This window comes from Rhodococcus coprophilus NBRC 100603, from assembly GCF_001895045.1.
GTDB lineage: Bacteria > Actinomycetota > Actinomycetes > Mycobacteriales > Mycobacteriaceae > Rhodococcus > Rhodococcus coprophilus.
In genome coordinates this window covers 301,617-317,693 of the sequence record NZ_BDAM01000007.1, presented here as the reverse complement: position 1 = coordinate 317,693, position 16,077 = coordinate 301,617, and the positions used below count along the sequence as shown (strand labels likewise).

Below are 16,077 nucleotides of genomic sequence, written 5' to 3'. Positions count from 1 at the left end.
TGCACTAATGTAAATCTTCATGACTGCAGTGGGGCCTCGGGCCGTGGAAGCGAAAGGCTCCCATCGCGAGCGCAAGCGAGCACGTACCTGGGCTGCGATCCATCTCGCCGCAGCCGAAGCCGCGGCGCTGCACGACCGCCTCGCAGACGTCACCGTGGAAGCCGTGGCCGAGCAGGCCGAGATCTCCCCACGCACCTTCTTCAACTATTTCAAGTCCAAGGAAGACGCCGTCCTCGGCCAGCAGTCACCGGTGATCCACGACGAGATCGCGGACAGCTTCCACATCGAGGCGGGCGACGACCTCGTCGAGAAGGTCGCGTTCTTGCTGCTCGCCGTGTTCCGCACCTCGGTCCACCGGCTCATCACCTACAGCGACTACGTCGCGCTGCTCGATCGCCATCCCGAACTGTCGCGCCGCCGGCTCCAGCACATCGATGCCGTGGAGGCCCTCGTCGCCGATCTCGTCACCGCCCGGCTCGCCGAGTCACAGGTTCAGGACATCCCCCTTGCCGGGCACGAACGGCACACCGTCGAGGAGACCGCGCTTCTGATCGTGACGGTCGCGGGTGCCGTGATGCGCACCGCAATGCGACCCGTGCTCGACCTCCAGGGCGGCACGGGAGGCGACGCCGATTCGATCCTGCGTCGCACCTGCGCGCTGTTCAGGGAGGTCACGCGCCCATGAGAGCCGACACCGCACCGTCGCGAAACGGCATCGAATTCGACCGCCGGACGATAACTTTCATCTTCGCCGGACTGATGGCGACCATGCTCGTCGCTTCGCTCAACCAGACGGTCCTCAACCCCGCGCTTCCCACCATCGTCGGTGAACTCCACGGGGTCGACAAGATGCTGTGGATCGTCACGGCATACATCCTCGCGTCCACCGTCACGATGCCGATCTACGGAAAACTCGGAGATCTGTTCGGCCGCAAGCCACTTCTGATGACGGCCCTGGCGATCTTCTTGGTGGGTTCGACGATCAGCGCGTTCGCCGGAGACATCACGTGGCTGATCGTCGGCCGCGCAGTCCAGGGCGCAGGCGGTGGCGGGCTCATGGTGTTGTCGCAGGCCACTGTCGCCGACGTCATTCCGGCGCGGCAACGCGGCAAATACCTGGGCATCATGAGCAGTGTCTTCGCGGTGTCCTCTGTCGGCGGCCCCCTGCTCGGCGGGTGGTTCACCGAGGGACCGGGATGGCGGTGGGTGTTCTACATCAACCTCCCGCTCGGCATTCTCGCCCTCATCGCGGTGGCCTTGTTCCTCCGGTTGCCGTCCGGTCGCAGTTCGCGTCCCCGCATCGACGTCGCCGGGATGACCGTACTGTCGCTCGCCACGACGCTTCTCGTGCTCGTCGCTACGTGGGGCGGGTCCAGGTATCCGTGGACTTCTCCGGTGCTGCTCGGTCTCATCGCGGCAACTCTCGCCACCGCGGTTCTGTTCCTGTTCATCGAGAGCCGGGTACCGGAACCCATCCTGCCGCTGCATCTGTTCCGGGACCGCAACTTCGACGTCACCACGCTCGCCGGACTCCTCAACAGCGTCGCGCTGTTCGGCGTCGCGGCCTACATGCCGACCTACCTGCAGATGGTCGCGGGCCGCAGCGCGACGGTCGCGGGCCTGCTGATGTTCTCGATGATGGGTGCGATGCTGTTCACGTCGACTCTGACGGGTCGCCTGGTGAGCCGGACGGGACGGTACAAGGTGACCCCCATCGTCGGCTCCGTGCTGGTCTCGGCGGCGATGCTGTTGCTGTCCCTGCTCACCGTCGACACCCCGATCTGGGTGCTCTGCTGCTTCCTCGCAGTACTCGGAATCGGGCTGGGCGCTTCCATGCAGATCATGGTGCTCGTTGTGCAGAACTCGTTCCCGGTGGAAGAGGTCGGTACCGCGACGGCGGGCAACAACTACTTCCGGCAGATCGGCGCGACTCTCGGCTCGGCGGTGGTCGGCAGTGTGTTCGCGAGCCGGCTGAGTGTCCTTCTCCTCGAGCGCGTCCCGGAAGGGCAGCTCTCGGGAGAAGGCGCCAATTCCCTCACGCCCACCGCCGTGCAGGCGTTGCCCGACGCCGTGAAACAGCCGATCGTCGAGTCCTACAACGATGCTCTGACGCCGATCTACCTGGTAATCAGCCCGCTGGCGATGGTCGCGGCGATACTGCTGTGCTTCGTCGTCGAGAAGCCCCTCGCGACGACCATCACGCGGCGTGCGGACCGGGCCGTCAGCGACCCGGCAGCCAGCCCATCGCTTTGACGAGCGGGGGCAGCATCTTGGCCCAGACCCGCCTCGGAAGACCCCTCGGCCCGTCGAGGTTCAGGATCCGGGTGACGGCCACGGTCTGCGACTCCGTGTACTTCAGCAAGCCTTCGGCACCGTGCCGGCGTCCCACACCGGAGATCCCCATGCCGCCCATCGGAGCATCCATGCTCCCCCACGCGGGTGCGTAACCCTCGTCGACGTTGACGGTGCCGGCACGGACCTTCGCCGCGATCGCCTCGCCCTGCGCCTTGGACGCCGCCCAGACCGAGGCATTGAGTCCGTACTCGGTGTCGTTGGCACGCCGGATCGCGTCGTCGACGTCGTCCACCGGATACACCGACACGACGGGACCGAAGGTCTCGTCGCGGTAGCAGTCGGCGTCCTCGGGGACGTCGGTGAGCACGGTCGGTTCGTAGAACAGCGGACCGAGGTCCGGGCGGGCCTTTCCTCCTGCCACCAGCGTCGCACCCTTGGCCACCGCGTCGTCGACGTGGCCGGAAACCGTCTTGACCTGGGTTTCGTTGACGAGGCAGCCCATCTCGGTGTCGAAGTCGTAGGACGGTCCGAGTGTTATCGCGCGCACCCGGTCACCGAACATGCGCAGGAACTCCGGCGCGATCGACTTCTCGACGTAGATGCGCTCGATGGAGATGCACAGCTGCCCGGAGTTCGAGTAGCACGCGCGCACTGCCGCGTCGGTGACCTTGCGCAGGTTCGCTCCCGCGGTGACGATCATCGGGTTCTTGCCACCGAGTTCGGCGGAGAACCCGATCAGGCGCCGGCCGGCCTGTTCTGCCAGCAGCCGGCCCGTCTGCGACGAACCCGTGAACATCAGGTAATCGGTGTTCTCGACGATCGCCGTACCCACGACCGATCCGGGTCCGGGCACCACCGCGAACACGTCGCGTGGCACGCCTGCCTCGTACAGCAGTTCGGCGACTGCGAGCGCGCAGTAGGGCGTCTGGCTGTCGGGCTTGAGCACCACAGCGTTGCCCGCGAGCAGCGCAGGAATCGCATCGGACACCGCAAGGGTCATCGGGTAGTTCCACGGCGCAATGACGCCGATGACACCCTTCGGATGGTGCAGCACCGTGGTCTTCGTCAGGCCGGGGAGCATGCCGGTCGCGCGCCGGGGCTCGAGAAGTTTCGGGGCGACCCGCGCGTAGTGGCGCGCGGTCATCGAGATGTCGAGCACTTCCTCCTGCGCGGAGGTGCGGGACTTGCCGGTTTCCGCCTGCGCCATGTCCATCAGCTGGGCGCGCCGCTCGTAGACCAGTTCGCGATAACGCAGGATGATCTCCGCGCGCTCGGCGACGGGCACCCGCGCCCATGCCGTCTGCGCTACGCGGGCACGCGCGATCGCGGCCTTCGCATCGTCGGCCGTCCCGATGGGAACAGTCGCGATCTCCCGTCCCGTGAACGCTTCGACGACGGGCCGGGTGGGCCGGTCTGCCGCGTCGGGAATGGCGATCAGGTCGGCGAGCCGTGCGAAGGTCGCAGCGCTCGGAGCAGGCATAAGACACCCCTACCGGTGAGTAGTTCTCGGAGTTACACCAAACGTACCCCTGCACGGTGGTCCCTGTCACAACCGCCGGCCTCGCGCCGAGGCTGTAGGCGTGCCCCGAAATCGGGCATGTTTCCCGACCCGGCTTCCTAGACTGATGAATATGACCACATCACAGGGCATATCCGATGAGAAGGTCGATTGGGGCAAGATCGAGAAGCGGGCGTCGTCGGTAGCCCGGTTGTTTCTCGACCGCGTCACCTCCTCTCCCGACGCGGAGGCGTTCCGATTCCCGATGGGTGCGGACGAATGGATCGGGGTCACGTGGAAAGAGACCGGCGATCGTGTGCGTCTGCTGGCGGCCGGTCTCGTCGCACTCGGCATCGAACCCGAGGACCGGGTCGCCCTCGTCTCGGCGACACGATACGAGTGGGTACTCACCGATCTCGCCGTGATGTGCGCCGGTGCCGCCACGACCGCGGTCTACCCCACGACGAAGGCACCGGATGTCACGTTCATCGTGGCGGATTCGGGAAGCCGCATCGTGATCGCCGAGGACACCACGCAGGTCGACAAGCTGATCCGGCACCGGGACGAACTGCCCGACGTCTCCAAAGTGGTGGTCGTCGACGGCCACGGGGACGGCGACTGGATCATCGGCTACGACGACCTCGAGGACCTCGGACGGGCGTTGCTCGCCGAGAATCCGGATGTGGTGTCCGAGCGCATGGCGAGTATCCGCCCGGACCACCTCGCGACGCTCATCTACACGTCGGGCACCACGGGAAAGCCCAAGGGGGTTCGGCTGCCCCACTCCGCGTGGACGTACGAGGCCGCCGCGATCGACGCCATCGGGATTCTCGGTCCCGACGATCTCCAGTATCTGTGGCTGCCGCTTTCCCACGTGTTCGGGAAGGTGCTGCTCACGCTCCCGCTGCAGATCGGTTTTCCCACCGTGGTGGACGGCCGCGTCGACAAGATCGTCGAGAACCTCGCGGTCGTGCACCCCACGTTCATGGGCGCTGCGCCACGGATCTTCGAAAAGGCTTATGCCCGAATCGAGTCGATGATGGAGGACGAGGGCGGGGCGAAGAAGAGGATCTTCGATTGGGCCGTCGGTGTCGGATCGAGGGTGGGACAGGCACGTCGGGACGGTACGACGCCGGGCAGGCGCGACAAGCTCATGCATCCTCTCGCCGATCGACTGGTCTTTTCCACCGTCCGCGAACGGTTCGGCGGCCGGTTGCGGTTCTTCATCTCGGGCTCCGCTCGCCTGAACCCCAATATCGGGAAGTGGTTCGACGCGATCGGCATTCCGGTGCTCGAGGGATACGGCCTCACCGAAACCGCGGCCGCGTCGTGCGTCAACCGGCCGCACTCCAACCGCATCGGCACGGTGGGCCGCCCGGTTCCCGGCACCGAGGTCGCGATCGCCGCAGACGGCGAGGTGCTCATCAAAGGTCCCGGCGTCATGACCGGCTATCACAACCGGCCCGATGCGACCGCCGAAGCGTTGACCGACGACGGCTGGTTCCGCACCGGCGACATCGGCAACCTCGACGACGGGTACCTGACGATCACTGATCGCAAGAAGGACATCTTCAAGACGTCGCAGGGCAAGTACGTCGCTCCGTCCGCGACCGCCGCGACGTTCAAGGGAATCTGCCCGTACGCGGCGGAGTTCGTCGTGTACGGCGAAGGCCGGCCGTATTGCGTCGCACTGGTGGGCCTGGACCCGGAGACGATCACCGAGTGGGCTGGAAGAAACGGTCTCGAGCACGCGAGTTTCGCCGAGATCTCGCAGGACGGCAAGACAAACGGCCTCATCTCGACGTACATCGATGAGCTGAACCTTCAGCTCAACCGCTGGGAGCAGGTCAAGAAGTTCACGATCGTCGACCGCGAACTGTCGGTGGAGTCCGGTGACCTGACGCCGAGCATGAAGTTGCGCCGGAAGGTGGTGGTGGACACCTTCTCGGACAGCCTGGCGGGTCTCTACGACTGAAGGCTTATGCTGTCGATATGAGTAGCGCACGACCTAATTTGTTTCAGCGTGTCGGATACATGGTCGGCCGCACGCTGCCGCCCGAGATGCGGGAGTGGGTACGCGACGACATCCTCGGACCCGGAGGCGCGCGCCGCTATCTTCTCCGGTGGAATCTGCCGGCCATCCCGCCGCTGATGCTGTTCTTGCTCATCCCCGGTCCGGTGTGGATCCCCTTCGCGATGATGCTGCTGTTGTTCCTCCCGTGGATCTACTTCTCGGCTGCACTCATGCCCGTGTGGCAACAACATCGCCTGCAGCAACACGGAATCGACCCCGAACTGCTGAGCGCGAAGGCCCGCGACCGGGCAGCACGGGAACGCGAGGACTACGAGCGTCGCATGGGCCGGGCGGTCTGAGGCTTCGTCCTCCGAGTCCGGTTCACCGGCTCAGGACAGGACCTCGACGAGTGTGGTCTCGCTGTTGCCCGTCATGAACTTTTCGACGCTGTCGAGGTGGCGGCGCCAGAAAACTTGTGCCGCACCCGGTTCGCCCTTGCGTAGCAATCCGACGAGCTTTCGGCTCGCGCGCAGTGCGGTGGCCGCTCCTGGCCGGTCGGGCTCGGTGCGCGAAGAGATGTACAGGGCCGCGTGCGCGTCCATGATGTCGAGGAGCATCCCGGCGAGGGTTTGCAGCGTCTCGTTGCCGCCGAGTTCCATGACCGTGCGGTGCACCTCGGTGTTCGCCTTCGCGAAGGCGTGCGGGTCGTCGAATACGGCCTCCGCCTTTTCGACGACGCCGGCGAGACGGTCGATCTTCCCCGCCGGGTCGGCCGCGATCAATCCCACCGCCGCGACTTCGATTTCGGTGCGCGCGCGGTAGACATCGGCGAGCGGAACGCCGCGGTACTGCAGTAACAGACCGGCGTAACGGGCGGCAGTCGACCTGTCCGGCGCCTGGACGCGGGCCCCGCCGTGGGCACCGCGCAGAACGGTGATGATGCCCTCCGACTCGAGGATCCTGAACGCTTCCCGCAACGTGGGACGCGACACCCCGAAACGCTCCATGAGCGCGGCCTCGTTGGGGAGAGGTTCCCCGGCCTCGAGTTCGCCGGTGATGATCTGGCGGCGCAGATTCGCCGCGATCAATTCACCGGCTTTGGGCACACGCACAATCGTCGAACGTCCGTCGAGTGGCATGTCCCCGTCCTGTACTCCCGTAGCTGCGTTCACCGGCGAACGTGAACCTGCGTGAAGGATACAAGGATCTACCGAATTGCCTCTCCGAAGAGATCAATCATCCACCTGTTTCGATCGCCGCGACGCATGCTCTCCGGACGGGGCGCGAGGCGTCCAATTATCCTCACCACATGAGCGAAGCCACTGCACACGAATTCACCGCAACCGCCGACCTCGCCGACGAGATCGGCCCGGACATCCGTAGCTGCGACACGCAGTTCATCCAGTTCGGCGGGCGCGCCGAGTTCGCCGGACCCGTCACCACCATCCGGTGCTTCCAGGACAACCTGCTCGTCAAGCAGACGCTGTCCGAGCCCGGAAACGGCGGAGTGCTCGTCGTCGACGGTGGCGCGAGCATCCATACGGCGCTCGTCGGCGACATCATCGCCGGCCGAGGGGTCGACAACGGGTGGGCCGGGGTCATCGTCAACGGCGCCGTCCGCGACTCCGCGATCCTGCGCACCCTCGACATCGGGGTCAAGGCGCTCGGCACCAACCCCCGCAAGAGCACCCAGACCGGATCCGGCGAGAAGAACGTGCCGGTCGAGATCGGTGGCGTGACCTTCAACCCCGGCGAGATCGTCTACAGCGACCACGACGGCGTGGTCGTGCGCGCCGAGAACTGACGACGCCGGGGCGATCGTCAGGCGTCGCGCGCGACCCGCGCGCTCGCCCCGCCGATCTCCACCACATCGCCGACGTGCAGTTGACGGCCACGTCGCACGTCGACCTCGCCGTTCACCGACACCAGACCGTCGGCGATGACCTCCTTCGCCTCGGCACCCGACTCGATCAGGCTCGACAGCTTGAGGAACTGGCCGAGTCTGATCGACTCGTCACGGATCGGTACATCGAAGACATCGGACATGCCGACCATTGTCCCGCACACTTGTTTGATGAGCCGTCCCGCCATCGTCTGGTTCCGCCGCGACCTCCGGCTACGCGACCTTCCCGCCCTGCTCTCCGCCGCAGCCACCGCTCCTCGGGGTGTGGCGTTGTTCGTCCTCGACGATGCTCTGCTCCGCCCCGCCGGGCCGCGTCGGCGCTCGTACCTGATGCGTTGCCTCCACGCCCTCGACGACGACTTGTCCGGGCGTCTTGTCGTCGTACGAGGCGATCCCGCGGACGCGGTGCCGGCGGTGGCCCGCGAGTTCGACGCGTCCGAGGTGCACGTCAGCGAGGACTTCGGCCCGTACGGCAGGCAGCGCGATGCGCGGGTGGCCGAGGCACTCGGAGATGTGCCACTGGTGGCAAGCGGCTCGCCGTACGCGGTCTCGCCGGGCCGCATCGTGAAGGCCGACGGCACGCCCTACAAGGTGTTCTCCGCGTACCGGCGCGCCTGGTTCGATCACGGCACACGTCCTCCCGCTCACACCGGCGCGGAAACGGTGGAATGGCTCGATTCGGCAGGTGTGAAGTCCCGCGTGCCGATTCCCGAACCCGAAGACGTCACGCTTCCGCCCGCGGGTGAGCGGGCCGCGCTCGCTCGCTGGCGAGAGTTCGTCGCCGACGGCCTCGGGCGTTATGCGACCGACCGGGACCGGCCCGCCCTCGACGGCACAAGCCGGCTGTCGGCGCACCTGAAGTTCGGGTGCATTCATCCCCGCACACTGCTCCACGACCTGCGCGACCACAGGGGAGACGGGGCAGCCACGTTCCGCAGCGAACTCGCCTGGCGCGACTTCTACGCCGACGTCCTGCACCACCGCCCCGACACCGCGCGCAAGAACTACAACCGGACGTTCGACGCAATCGAATACGACACCGGTCCCGACGCCGACGCGCTTTTCACCGCGTGGTGCGAAGGGCGGACCGGGTTTCCGATCGTCGACGCCGGTATGCGCCAACTCCTGGAGGAAGGCTTCGTCCCCAACCGGGTGCGAATGATCGTCGCGTCGTTCCTTACCAAGGATCTGCATATTCCGTGGTGGCGCGGCGCCCGGCACTTCATGAGGTATCTCGCGGACGGAGATCTCGCCTCGAATCAGCACAACTGGCAGTGGACCGCGGGGAGCGGTACGGATGCGGCACCGTACTTCCGGATCTTCAATCCCACTACACAAGGCGAAAAATTCGATCCGAAGGGTGATTACGTCCGTCGCTGGGTACCCGAACTCCGGAGTGTCGTGGGCAGACGGGTGCATACGCTGCCGGACGGTCCACCCACGGGATATCCCGCGCCGGTGGTGGACCACGCTCACGAACGCCGAACAGCACTCGAACGGTACGGGCGAATTCGGACGACGAATCGACCCATCCGCCGGTCGGGTGGCTCCGAATGAGAAACGGGCGGACCGTCCGCCTCCGAGGATAAGGAGAGACACCGTGGTGCGAGAATTCGTCGAAGCTGCATTCATGGCCATCCACACCCCGCTGGTCGAGGGATACATGCTCCTCCTCAGCGTGCTTCCTGCCTGACCGGAATGCGGCGCCGGGAGTGCCGGCGCCGCACACCGGATCCCGACAATCGCGGCGCCACAACGGCGGACACCGCGCGCGGGAACGACACCGTTTGGAGGAACAATGGGCATCGAGTACAGCAGTATCGTCGACGCCCCTCGCGACGAGGTGTTCGCGTGGCACACTCGCCCCGGCGCGATCCACCGGCTGATCCCGCCGTGGCAACCGATGAGCGTGGAGTCGGAAGCCGATTCGCTCGCTGACGGACGCGCCGTCCTCCGCCTTCCAGGCGGTCTGCGCTGGGTCTCCGACCACCAGCCCGATTCGTACGATCCGCCCGCCCGATTCGCCGACGCCCTCGGGCACGACGGGCTGACGTCTCTGCCGCCCAACCTGATTCGTTCGTGGCGGCACGAGCACCTGTTCGACGTAGTAGACGAATTCCGCACCCGCGTCACCGATCGGGTGGACACCCCGATCCCGGAACGCGCACTCACCCAGACATTTCGGTACCGGCACCGCCAGCTCGCCGACGACCTCGCGAGCCATCGCCGGGCCCACACCGACGGGGTCTGTCCCCGTACGGTCGCGGTGACCGGCGCCCACGGCCTCGTGGGCAGCGCCCTCACCGCATTCCTGAGCACCGGCGGCTACCGGGTGGTGCGCCTCGTCCGGCACCCCGTCGACGACCCCCGCGAAAAGCAACTGGACCAGGAAAGATACTGGGATCCGATGGATCCCGCCCCAGACCTTCTCGAAGGGGTCGATGCGGTCGTCCATCTCGCAGGTGCCTCGATCGCCGGCCGGTTCACCGAAGCTCACAAAGCGGCGATCCGCGACAGCAGGGTCGCACCGACCTGGCGGCTCGCCGAACTCGCGGCAGGCACCAGCAACGGCCCCGCGAGTTTCGTGTGCGCCTCCGCCATCGGTCTCTACGGCTACGATCGCGGTGACGCCGCACTCGACGAAGGTTCGTCGCGCGGTGCGGGTTTCCTCGCCGGTGTCGTCGCGGACTGGGAAGCGGCGACGCAGCCCGCCGAGAAGGGCGGAATCCGGGTCGTGCAGGTCCGGACCGGAATCGTCCAGACACCGCGAGGCGGCACTCTCCAACTGATGCGACCGCTCTTCGCCGCCGGTCTCGGCGGGAAGCTGGGGAACGGGCGGCAGTGGCTGTCGTGGATCGACATCGACGATCTGGTCGACGTCTACCATCGCGCGCTGACCGATCCGTCCCTTTCCGGTCCGGTGAATGCGGTGGCGCCGCACCCGGTTCGCAACGACGAGTACACCCGTGTTCTCGCGAGCATGCTCCACCGCCCCGCGCTGCTGTCCGTGCCCGGCTTCGGGCCACGGATGCTCCTCGGCGACGAAGGTGCCCGCGAAATCGCCGAAGCGAGCCAATTCGTCGTACCCAAGGCACTCCTCGACGCCGGGCACCGCTTCCGCCGGCCAGATCTCGAGGCGTCGCTGCGGCATCAGCTAGGCCATATCGTGAACGGGAAGTGACGGCCGATATGACCGGCGGACGCGTCCTCGTCACCGGTGCGACCGGATACATCGGCGGGCGGCTCACGCCACGCCTTCTCGACGCCGGATACCAGGTCCGGGTGCTCGCACGCAGCCCGGACAAGCTCCGGGACGTGCCGTGGGCAGACGATGTGGAGATCGTGCGTGGCGATCTCACCGACATCGAGTCGCTCCGCACGGCATGCAAGGACGTCGACGTCCTCTACTACCTGGTCCATTCGATGGGCGGCCGGGACGAATTCGTCGAAGCGGAACGGCGGGCGGCGGAGAACGTGGCGACCGTGGCACGGGAGTCCGGAGTGTCGCGTCTGGTCTACCTCGGAGGGCTGCACCCCGAATCGGGCCGACTGTCACCACATCTGAGTTCTCGCGCGCAGGTCGGACGGATTCTTCTCGAATCGGGCGTTCCCACTCTGGTTCTCCAGGCCGGCGTCGTGATCGGTTCGGGCTCGGCCTCGTTCGAGATGATCCGGCACCTGAGCAACCGGCTTCCGGTGATGACCACACCGCGCTGGGTGAACAACCGGATCCAGCCGATCGCGGTCCGCGACGTCCTGCACTATCTCGTCGCCGCCGCCGACGCCCCCCTCGCCCGCAGCGGTGCCTACGACATCGGCGGGCCCGACGTGCTGCGCTACGGCGAGATGATGCAGGTGTATTCGGAGGTCGCGGGTCTGGCCAGGCGTCGTATCGTCGTGCTGCCCGTACTGACGCCGCGGCTCGCGGGCCTGTGGATCGGGCTCGTCACCCCGATCCCGCCCGGGCTCGGCAGAGCGCTCATCGAATCGCTGGGATCGGACGCGGTGATGCGCAACCACGACATCGACGACGTGATCCCTCCCCCGCCGGAGGGACTCACCGGTTACCGGGATGCCGTACGTCTCGCCCTGAACCGTCTCGAACACGGCGAGGTCGAAACCACCTGGTCGAGCGCCTCCCCCGTCGGCGCGCCGGCTGATGCGTTGCCGTCCGATCCCGATTGGGCAGGCGAGGTGGTCTACATCGACGAGCGTTCGGCCGAGTCGGACACGTCGGCCGATCGGGTGTTCGCCGTGGTCGAGAGCATCGGCGGCGAAAACGGCTGGTATTCCTTCCCGCTCGCGTGGACCGTGCGCGGCTGGCTCGACCGGTTCGCCGGCGGCGTGGGATTGAACCGGGGCCGCCGCGATCCGCGGACGCTCCACACCGGCGACGCACTCGACTTCTGGCGCGTCGAACGCATCGAGCGACCCGAACTGCTCCGGTTGCGCGCCGAGATGCGAGCGCCGGGTGGCGCGTGGCTGGAGTGGCGGATCGAGCGACTCGCGGCCGACCGGACGCGACTGACGCAACGAGCGATCTTCTTCCCCAGGGGGATCGCCGGACGGCTCTACTGGTACTCGTTGTTGCCGTTCCACGGCATAATCTTCCGCGGCATGCTCGAGAACATCGCCGGCAAGGCGTCGCGCTCGGAATCCTGACCGTCGAAACGCACGGAAGGAGGGCCCGCCGTACGGCGGGCCCTCCTCCTCCCCGACCGGAATCAGACGGTGCAGATGGGTCTGGATCAGACGGTGCAGAGTGGCCTGATGTCCTGCATCCCCTCGGTCGTCGGCGAGGTCAGCATCAGGCACGCGTTGTACCCGCTGTTCTCGACGACCCGCCGGATCTCCTGCCATGCAGCAGGATCGACAACCGGAGACCGCGACAGCACGAACCCCGAAAGGCGTGTCGAGTCACCGACGAAGGCCCACGAATAATCGTCTGCCAGATAGGTGACGATGTAGTTCGTCGGTCCGTCCAACGAGTCCTGGAACGGCACACCGGGGAACGACACATGGAGTTGCGCGGTGTCGTTGACCCTGGCATTCCCGACGATCCCGCGACGTTCACCGGTGACCGTGGTGCACGAGTTCTCGACCCGGACATTGCGTTCGTCGAGCAACGTGTAGTTCGCCGTGGTGTCACGTACGCAGTCGATGTTGAACGGTGCCGGATTGGCAGCGAGCTGATACCACTGGCCGACATACCTGTTCACGTCCAGTTGTGGAACGGGCGTGAGCGGAGCAGCCTGCGCCGGTGCTGCGAAAGCGAACGCACCCGCGGCGGCGATGAACGCCGCCGCGAGTCCCCGAACGCCGTTGCGGATTTTCCGCATCGAAACCTGACCTTCCCTAGACGTGTCGGAGGGTGGTGCCTACTGCGGCGGAGTCAGGACACCGTCGATGAGGTAGACGACGCCGTTCTCGGTCTCGATACCGCCACAGATGACGTTGGCGCCGTTGACCGTCCACATATCGCCGGAGCCGGTGACCTCGACGGTCCCGCCCTCGACCGTGGTCTGGGTACCCGCCACGTCATCGATGGTGAGCTCACCCGGAACCACGTGGTAGGTGAGGATGTCCGTCAGCATTCCCGAGTCGGTCTTCAGCGTTTCGATCGTCGCGGGGTCGAGTGCGGCGAAGGCATCGTCGACCGGTGCGAAGACGGTGTATTCGCCGCCGTCCAGCGTTTCGACAAGGTTGACGTCGGGGTTGAGCTGACCGGAGACCGCCTGCGTCAGCGTGGTAAGGACCGGCACGTTGCCCGCGGCCTCGGTGATCGTCTGCGTCGACAGTTCTTCGACGGACGCGGGACCGGTCGGGTTCGCCTCGACGTACGCGGCGCAACCGGGACCGACAGGACCCGCTGCCGCGGCCTGAGCCGAGGTGCTTTCCGTGGTCTCCATTGCAGAACTGGTCGTCGTGGTTGCTGCCGAGGTGTCCGACGAAGAGCCGGAATCGTCGGACGAACAGGCCGCGACACCGAAGGCGGACATCGCACCGATTCCGATGATCGCCAGGCTCTTACGTGTAGCAATCTTCATGACTGAAATTCCCTTCGTAAGCCGTGGCCTGGACGACCACGCCGATCGATGTGTCAGGGGTCATTCGGTACCAGTGTGAAGGCGGATGGGTCGGTGCGTGGAGTTTTTCATCCGACACATCGGACCCATCCATGTTGCGGGCTGCAACGAACAACGGTCATGGAGATTCCTCCGGGCCTCTCGCGAGCCCACGTGCTGGTGTTGCCGGGTGGCCTGCCCGTCGGTACCGAACCGGCGCGTCCGTGGCATCTACCGCAGCTTCGGATGTCCGCGTTCACGCGCACGCTGGCCTCACGCCTTCGCCCGCATCACATCAGCGTGGAGCAGGTGCACTACCGCTACCGCGGGTGGAACGGGACCCATATGAGTCCTGTCCGCGACGCGCTCGAGGCGCTCGACCGCGCGGCCCGGCGAGGACAGACCCGGATCGGGCTCGTGGGCCATTCGATGGGTGGACGGGTAGCGGCGCACCTCGCGTCGCAGGACGGTGTGGAATCCGTCGTCGCGCTCGCGCCGTGGTGGCCGGAGAACGATGCGGAGCAGGTACCCGCCGGCCGGCATCTGCTGGTCGCCCACGGCACCGAAGACCACGCGACCGATCCGCGGGCAGCGCAGAGCCAGGCGATGGCCGCCCGCGACCGCGGTGTGAAGGCACGCTGGCGTCCGCTGCCCGGAGGCGGACATTTCATGCTCACCGACCCCGGCTGGTGGGCGACCACGACCGTCGACTTCCTGGTGTGCACCCTCGCCACCGAACCGTCGACCTGGCCCGGAGACGATCATGCTTCCTGATCTGCGACGATTCCTTCCCTCGTCGTGCGGCGACACGGCCGTCGGCGAGACCGTCGAATCCGTGCTCCGTAGTCCCTGTAATTCACGGAGGTGGCCGTGGTGCTGTACACGGATGTCTTGAGCCGCCGGTTTCGTCCGGCTAGGCTTTCCATCGATGAGCGGACTGAGCCGATGACCGGCGTCGGTAGGGACACCGACACTCTGGGGGCGCTGCTCACGCGTGTAGCCGCGCAGGACCAGGACGCGTTCGCCGAACTCTACGACGCCACTCGTGCCCGCGTTTTCGGCATGGTGCTGCGAGTTCTTCGCGATCCCGGTTACAGCGAGGAGACGACGCAGGAGGTCTACCTCCAGGTGTGGCGGTCGGCCGGAAGCTTCGACGAGAGCCAGGGATCGGCTTTGTCGTGGATCATCACGCTCGCGCACCGGCGGGCGGTCGATCGGGTGCGCAGCGAACAGTCCGGCGCCGACCGTGAGTCTCGATACGGCTCGTCGAGCGTAGATTCGGCTTTCGACTCCGTGAGCGAAGAGGTCACCCAGCGCGACGATCGCCGGCGTGTGACGGACTGTCTGGGCTCGCTCACCGACCTCCAGCGCAAATCCGTCGAACTCGCGTATTACGGCGGATACACATATCGAGAAGTCGCAGAAGAACTTTCATCGACTCTACCGACCGTCAAGTCGCGCATCCGCGACGGACTACTCCGACTGAAGACCTGTTTGGGGGTGACTTCTGATGGCGCTTGAAGACGAACGTGATCTGCTCGAGATGGCGCCCGTGATCGCTCTCGATGCGGTCGCGCCCGATGAGCGGGACGAGGTTTCCGCACAGTTGGACGACGCCACGCCCGAAACTGCGGCCCGTTTCGCCGCCGACGTACGCGATATCCGGGAGACTCTCGCCGCGATGTCCGCCGCGACCGCAACCGAGCCGCCGGCCGGACTCCGGAGCCGGTTGCTCGATCTGGTCGCCGCGGAGACGTCCACGGGCCGTGCCCCGGAACCCGGCGTCCAGGTGAACGCGGAGCGACCGGTCGAGGGTTCGTCCGACGTCGTCTCGCTCGACGAACGTCGCCGGCAGAGCAGGCGACGGAACTTCCTGCTCGCCGCGGCGGTGGCCGTCGTCGTCGCGCTCGGCGGTGTCGTCGTCGCGAACCAGTGGTCGCAGACGACGGACCGCCCGCTCGCCGAGCAGGTGCTCGCGGCAGACGATGTGCGCACCACCACCGGCGTCCTCGAGGGAGGCGGCGCGGTAACGGTCGTCTTCTCCAAGGAAGCCGACGCCGGCGTGCTCGTGATGAACAACGTGGCGCCGCCTGCAGACGGGACCGTCTATCAGATGTGGCTGATGGGGCCGGAGGGTCCGCAGTCCGCGGGCACGATGTCCCCGGCCGATGTGGCCCCGTCGACCACCGCGCTGCTGGAGGACATCTCCGGTGCCACGGCCCTCGGATTCAGCGTGGAACCCGCAGGTGGATCTACCGCGCCGACGTCGATATTCGCCGAACTGCCACTGGGCTGACGACAT

The 16,077-nt window shown here is 66.5% G+C and carries 16 protein-coding genes; 11 read left to right on the top strand and 5 right to left on the bottom strand.

The features are described 5' to 3' along the window. The first annotated feature begins 19 nt into the window (after window positions 1-19). Together RDCOP1_RS13360 and RDCOP1_RS13355 are read left to right on the top strand one after the other, a co-directional pair. A complete protein-coding gene (locus tag RDCOP1_RS13360) occupies window positions 20-685 on the top strand; it encodes a TetR/AcrR family transcriptional regulator (RefSeq protein WP_084722604.1) in 666 nt (221 codons plus the stop codon). After that, window positions 682-2,253, top strand: a complete 1,572-nt coding sequence (locus tag RDCOP1_RS13355; RefSeq protein WP_072701248.1) for an MDR family MFS transporter — start codon at window positions 682-684, stop codon at window positions 2,251-2,253. Before RDCOP1_RS13360 ends, RDCOP1_RS13355 begins: the two co-directional genes overlap by 4 nt. Here RDCOP1_RS13355 and RDCOP1_RS13350 read toward each other — a convergent pair. Next, window positions 2,222-3,775, bottom strand: coding sequence for a succinic semialdehyde dehydrogenase (locus tag RDCOP1_RS13350; RefSeq protein ID WP_072701246.1), 1,554 nt, complete (start codon window positions 3,773-3,775; stop codon window positions 2,222-2,224). The genes RDCOP1_RS13355 and RDCOP1_RS13350 overlap by 32 nt on opposite strands. 151 nt (window positions 3,776-3,926) lie before the next feature. Between RDCOP1_RS13350 and RDCOP1_RS13345 the strand changes: the two genes are divergently transcribed. Both RDCOP1_RS13345 and RDCOP1_RS13340 read left to right on the top strand, forming a co-directional pair. After that, the gene (locus RDCOP1_RS13345) at window positions 3,927-5,768 is read left to right on the top strand and encodes an AMP-dependent synthetase/ligase (protein WP_072701498.1); all 1,842 of its coding nucleotides are present in this window, start codon (window positions 3,927-3,929) and stop codon (window positions 5,766-5,768) included. Between the two features lie 17 nt (window positions 5,769-5,785). After that, complete coding sequence (locus tag RDCOP1_RS13340; RefSeq protein WP_072701244.1) at window positions 5,786-6,166, top strand: DUF5313 family protein; 381 nt, start codon at window positions 5,786-5,788, stop codon at window positions 6,164-6,166. A gap of 30 nt (window positions 6,167-6,196) precedes the next feature. On the opposite strand, the gene RDCOP1_RS13335 is transcribed toward RDCOP1_RS13340, so the two are convergent. Beyond that, window positions 6,197-6,946 carry a FadR/GntR family transcriptional regulator gene (locus RDCOP1_RS13335; protein WP_072701242.1) on the bottom strand — a complete coding sequence of 250 codons (750 nt, stop codon included), beginning with the start codon at window positions 6,944-6,946 and terminating at the stop codon, window positions 6,197-6,199. A gap of 170 nt (window positions 6,947-7,116) precedes the next feature. Between RDCOP1_RS13335 and rraA the strand changes: the two genes are divergently transcribed. After that, a complete protein-coding gene (gene rraA / locus RDCOP1_RS13330) occupies window positions 7,117-7,611 on the top strand; it encodes a ribonuclease E activity regulator RraA (protein WP_072701496.1) in 495 nt (164 codons plus the stop codon). A 17-nt stretch (window positions 7,612-7,628) separates the two neighbouring features. Here rraA and RDCOP1_RS13325 read toward each other — a convergent pair whose 3' ends face one another. Further along, complete coding sequence (locus tag RDCOP1_RS13325) at window positions 7,629-7,853, bottom strand: RNA-binding S4 domain-containing protein (protein WP_072701494.1); 225 nt, start codon at window positions 7,851-7,853, stop codon at window positions 7,629-7,631. 28 nt (window positions 7,854-7,881) lie between these two features. Here RDCOP1_RS13325 and RDCOP1_RS13320 point away from each other — a divergent pair, with 28 nt between their 5' ends. From RDCOP1_RS13320 to RDCOP1_RS13310, 3 genes are all read left to right on the top strand, one after another. Continuing rightward, a complete protein-coding gene (locus tag RDCOP1_RS13320; protein ID WP_072701240.1) occupies window positions 7,882-9,267 on the top strand; it encodes a cryptochrome/photolyase family protein in 1,386 nt (461 codons plus the stop codon). Window positions 9,268-9,508: 241 nt separating this feature from the next. Further along, window positions 9,509-10,891: a TIGR01777 family oxidoreductase gene (locus RDCOP1_RS13315; protein ID WP_072701238.1), complete on the top strand. Its 1,383-nt coding sequence runs from the start codon at window positions 9,509-9,511 to the stop codon at window positions 10,889-10,891. Between the two features lie 8 nt (window positions 10,892-10,899). Further along, window positions 10,900-12,372: an SDR family oxidoreductase gene (locus RDCOP1_RS13310; protein ID WP_072701236.1), complete on the top strand. Its 1,473-nt coding sequence runs from the start codon at window positions 10,900-10,902 to the stop codon at window positions 12,370-12,372. Window positions 12,373-12,458: 86 nt separating this feature from the next. On the opposite strand, the gene RDCOP1_RS13305 is transcribed toward RDCOP1_RS13310, so the two are convergent. Together RDCOP1_RS13305 and RDCOP1_RS13300 are read right to left on the bottom strand one after the other, a co-directional pair. After that, window positions 12,459-13,049 carry a lipocalin family protein gene (locus RDCOP1_RS13305; RefSeq protein ID WP_072701234.1) on the bottom strand — a complete coding sequence of 197 codons (591 nt, stop codon included), beginning with the start codon at window positions 13,047-13,049 and terminating at the stop codon, window positions 12,459-12,461. A 39-nt stretch (window positions 13,050-13,088) separates the two neighbouring features. Then, window positions 13,089-13,757 (bottom strand): fasciclin domain-containing protein, encoded by a 669-nt coding sequence (locus RDCOP1_RS13300; protein ID WP_072701232.1) that lies wholly within the window; start codon window positions 13,755-13,757, stop codon window positions 13,089-13,091. Window positions 13,758-13,916: 159 nt separating this feature from the next. Here RDCOP1_RS13300 and RDCOP1_RS13295 point away from each other — a divergent pair, with 159 nt between their 5' ends. The 3 genes from RDCOP1_RS13295 to RDCOP1_RS13285 all read left to right on the top strand — a co-directional run bounded on the left by RDCOP1_RS13295 (window position 13,917) and on the right by RDCOP1_RS13285 (window position 16,071). Continuing rightward, entirely contained in the window at window positions 13,917-14,549 is a 633-nt protein-coding gene (locus RDCOP1_RS13295) for an alpha/beta hydrolase (protein WP_072701230.1), read from the top strand. A 171-nt stretch (window positions 14,550-14,720) separates the two neighbouring features. Further along, a complete protein-coding gene (locus RDCOP1_RS13290) occupies window positions 14,721-15,296 on the top strand; it encodes a sigma-70 family RNA polymerase sigma factor (RefSeq protein WP_072701228.1) in 576 nt (191 codons plus the stop codon). Next, the gene (locus tag RDCOP1_RS13285; protein WP_072701226.1) at window positions 15,286-16,071 is read left to right on the top strand and encodes an anti-sigma factor; all 786 of its coding nucleotides are present in this window, start codon (window positions 15,286-15,288) and stop codon (window positions 16,069-16,071) included. The genes RDCOP1_RS13290 and RDCOP1_RS13285 overlap by 11 nt, the downstream gene beginning before the upstream one ends. Window positions 16,072-16,077: the final 6 nt, after the last annotated feature.

Bases quoted from the DNA above. Each gene is read 5' to 3' on its own strand.
- RDCOP1_RS13355 (WP_072701248.1), top strand. From the start codon at position 682: ATGAGAGCCGACACCGCACCGTCGCGAAACGGCATCGAATTCGACCGC.
- RDCOP1_RS13350 (WP_072701246.1), bottom strand. From the start codon at position 3,775: ATGCCTGCTCCGAGCGCTGCGACCTTCGCACGGCTCGCCGACCTGATC.
- RDCOP1_RS13290 (WP_072701228.1), top strand. From the start codon at position 14,721: ATGACCGGCGTCGGTAGGGACACCGACACTCTGGGGGCGCTGCTCACG.
- RDCOP1_RS13285 (WP_072701226.1), top strand. From the start codon at position 15,286: ATGGCGCTTGAAGACGAACGTGATCTGCTCGAGATGGCGCCCGTGATC.
- RDCOP1_RS13345 (WP_072701498.1), top strand. From the start codon at position 3,927: ATGACCACATCACAGGGCATATCCGATGAGAAGGTCGATTGGGGCAAG.
- RDCOP1_RS13340 (WP_072701244.1), top strand. From the start codon at position 5,786: ATGAGTAGCGCACGACCTAATTTGTTTCAGCGTGTCGGATACATGGTC.
- RDCOP1_RS13315 (WP_072701238.1), top strand. From the start codon at position 9,509: ATGGGCATCGAGTACAGCAGTATCGTCGACGCCCCTCGCGACGAGGTG.
- RDCOP1_RS13295 (WP_072701230.1), top strand. From the start codon at position 13,917: ATGGAGATTCCTCCGGGCCTCTCGCGAGCCCACGTGCTGGTGTTGCCG.
- rraA (WP_072701496.1), top strand. From the start codon at position 7,117: ATGAGCGAAGCCACTGCACACGAATTCACCGCAACCGCCGACCTCGCC.
- RDCOP1_RS13335 (WP_072701242.1), bottom strand. From the start codon at position 6,946: ATGCCACTCGACGGACGTTCGACGATTGTGCGTGTGCCCAAAGCCGGT.
- RDCOP1_RS13305 (WP_072701234.1), bottom strand. From the start codon at position 13,049: ATGCGGAAAATCCGCAACGGCGTTCGGGGACTCGCGGCGGCGTTCATC.
- RDCOP1_RS13310 (WP_072701236.1), top strand. From the start codon at position 10,900: ATGACCGGCGGACGCGTCCTCGTCACCGGTGCGACCGGATACATCGGC.
- RDCOP1_RS13300 (WP_072701232.1), bottom strand. From the start codon at position 13,757: ATGAAGATTGCTACACGTAAGAGCCTGGCGATCATCGGAATCGGTGCG.
- RDCOP1_RS13320 (WP_072701240.1), top strand. From the start codon at position 7,882: ATGAGCCGTCCCGCCATCGTCTGGTTCCGCCGCGACCTCCGGCTACGC.
- RDCOP1_RS13360 (WP_084722604.1), top strand. From the start codon at position 20: ATGACTGCAGTGGGGCCTCGGGCCGTGGAAGCGAAAGGCTCCCATCGC.
- RDCOP1_RS13325 (WP_072701494.1), bottom strand. From the start codon at position 7,853: ATGTCCGATGTCTTCGATGTACCGATCCGTGACGAGTCGATCAGACTC.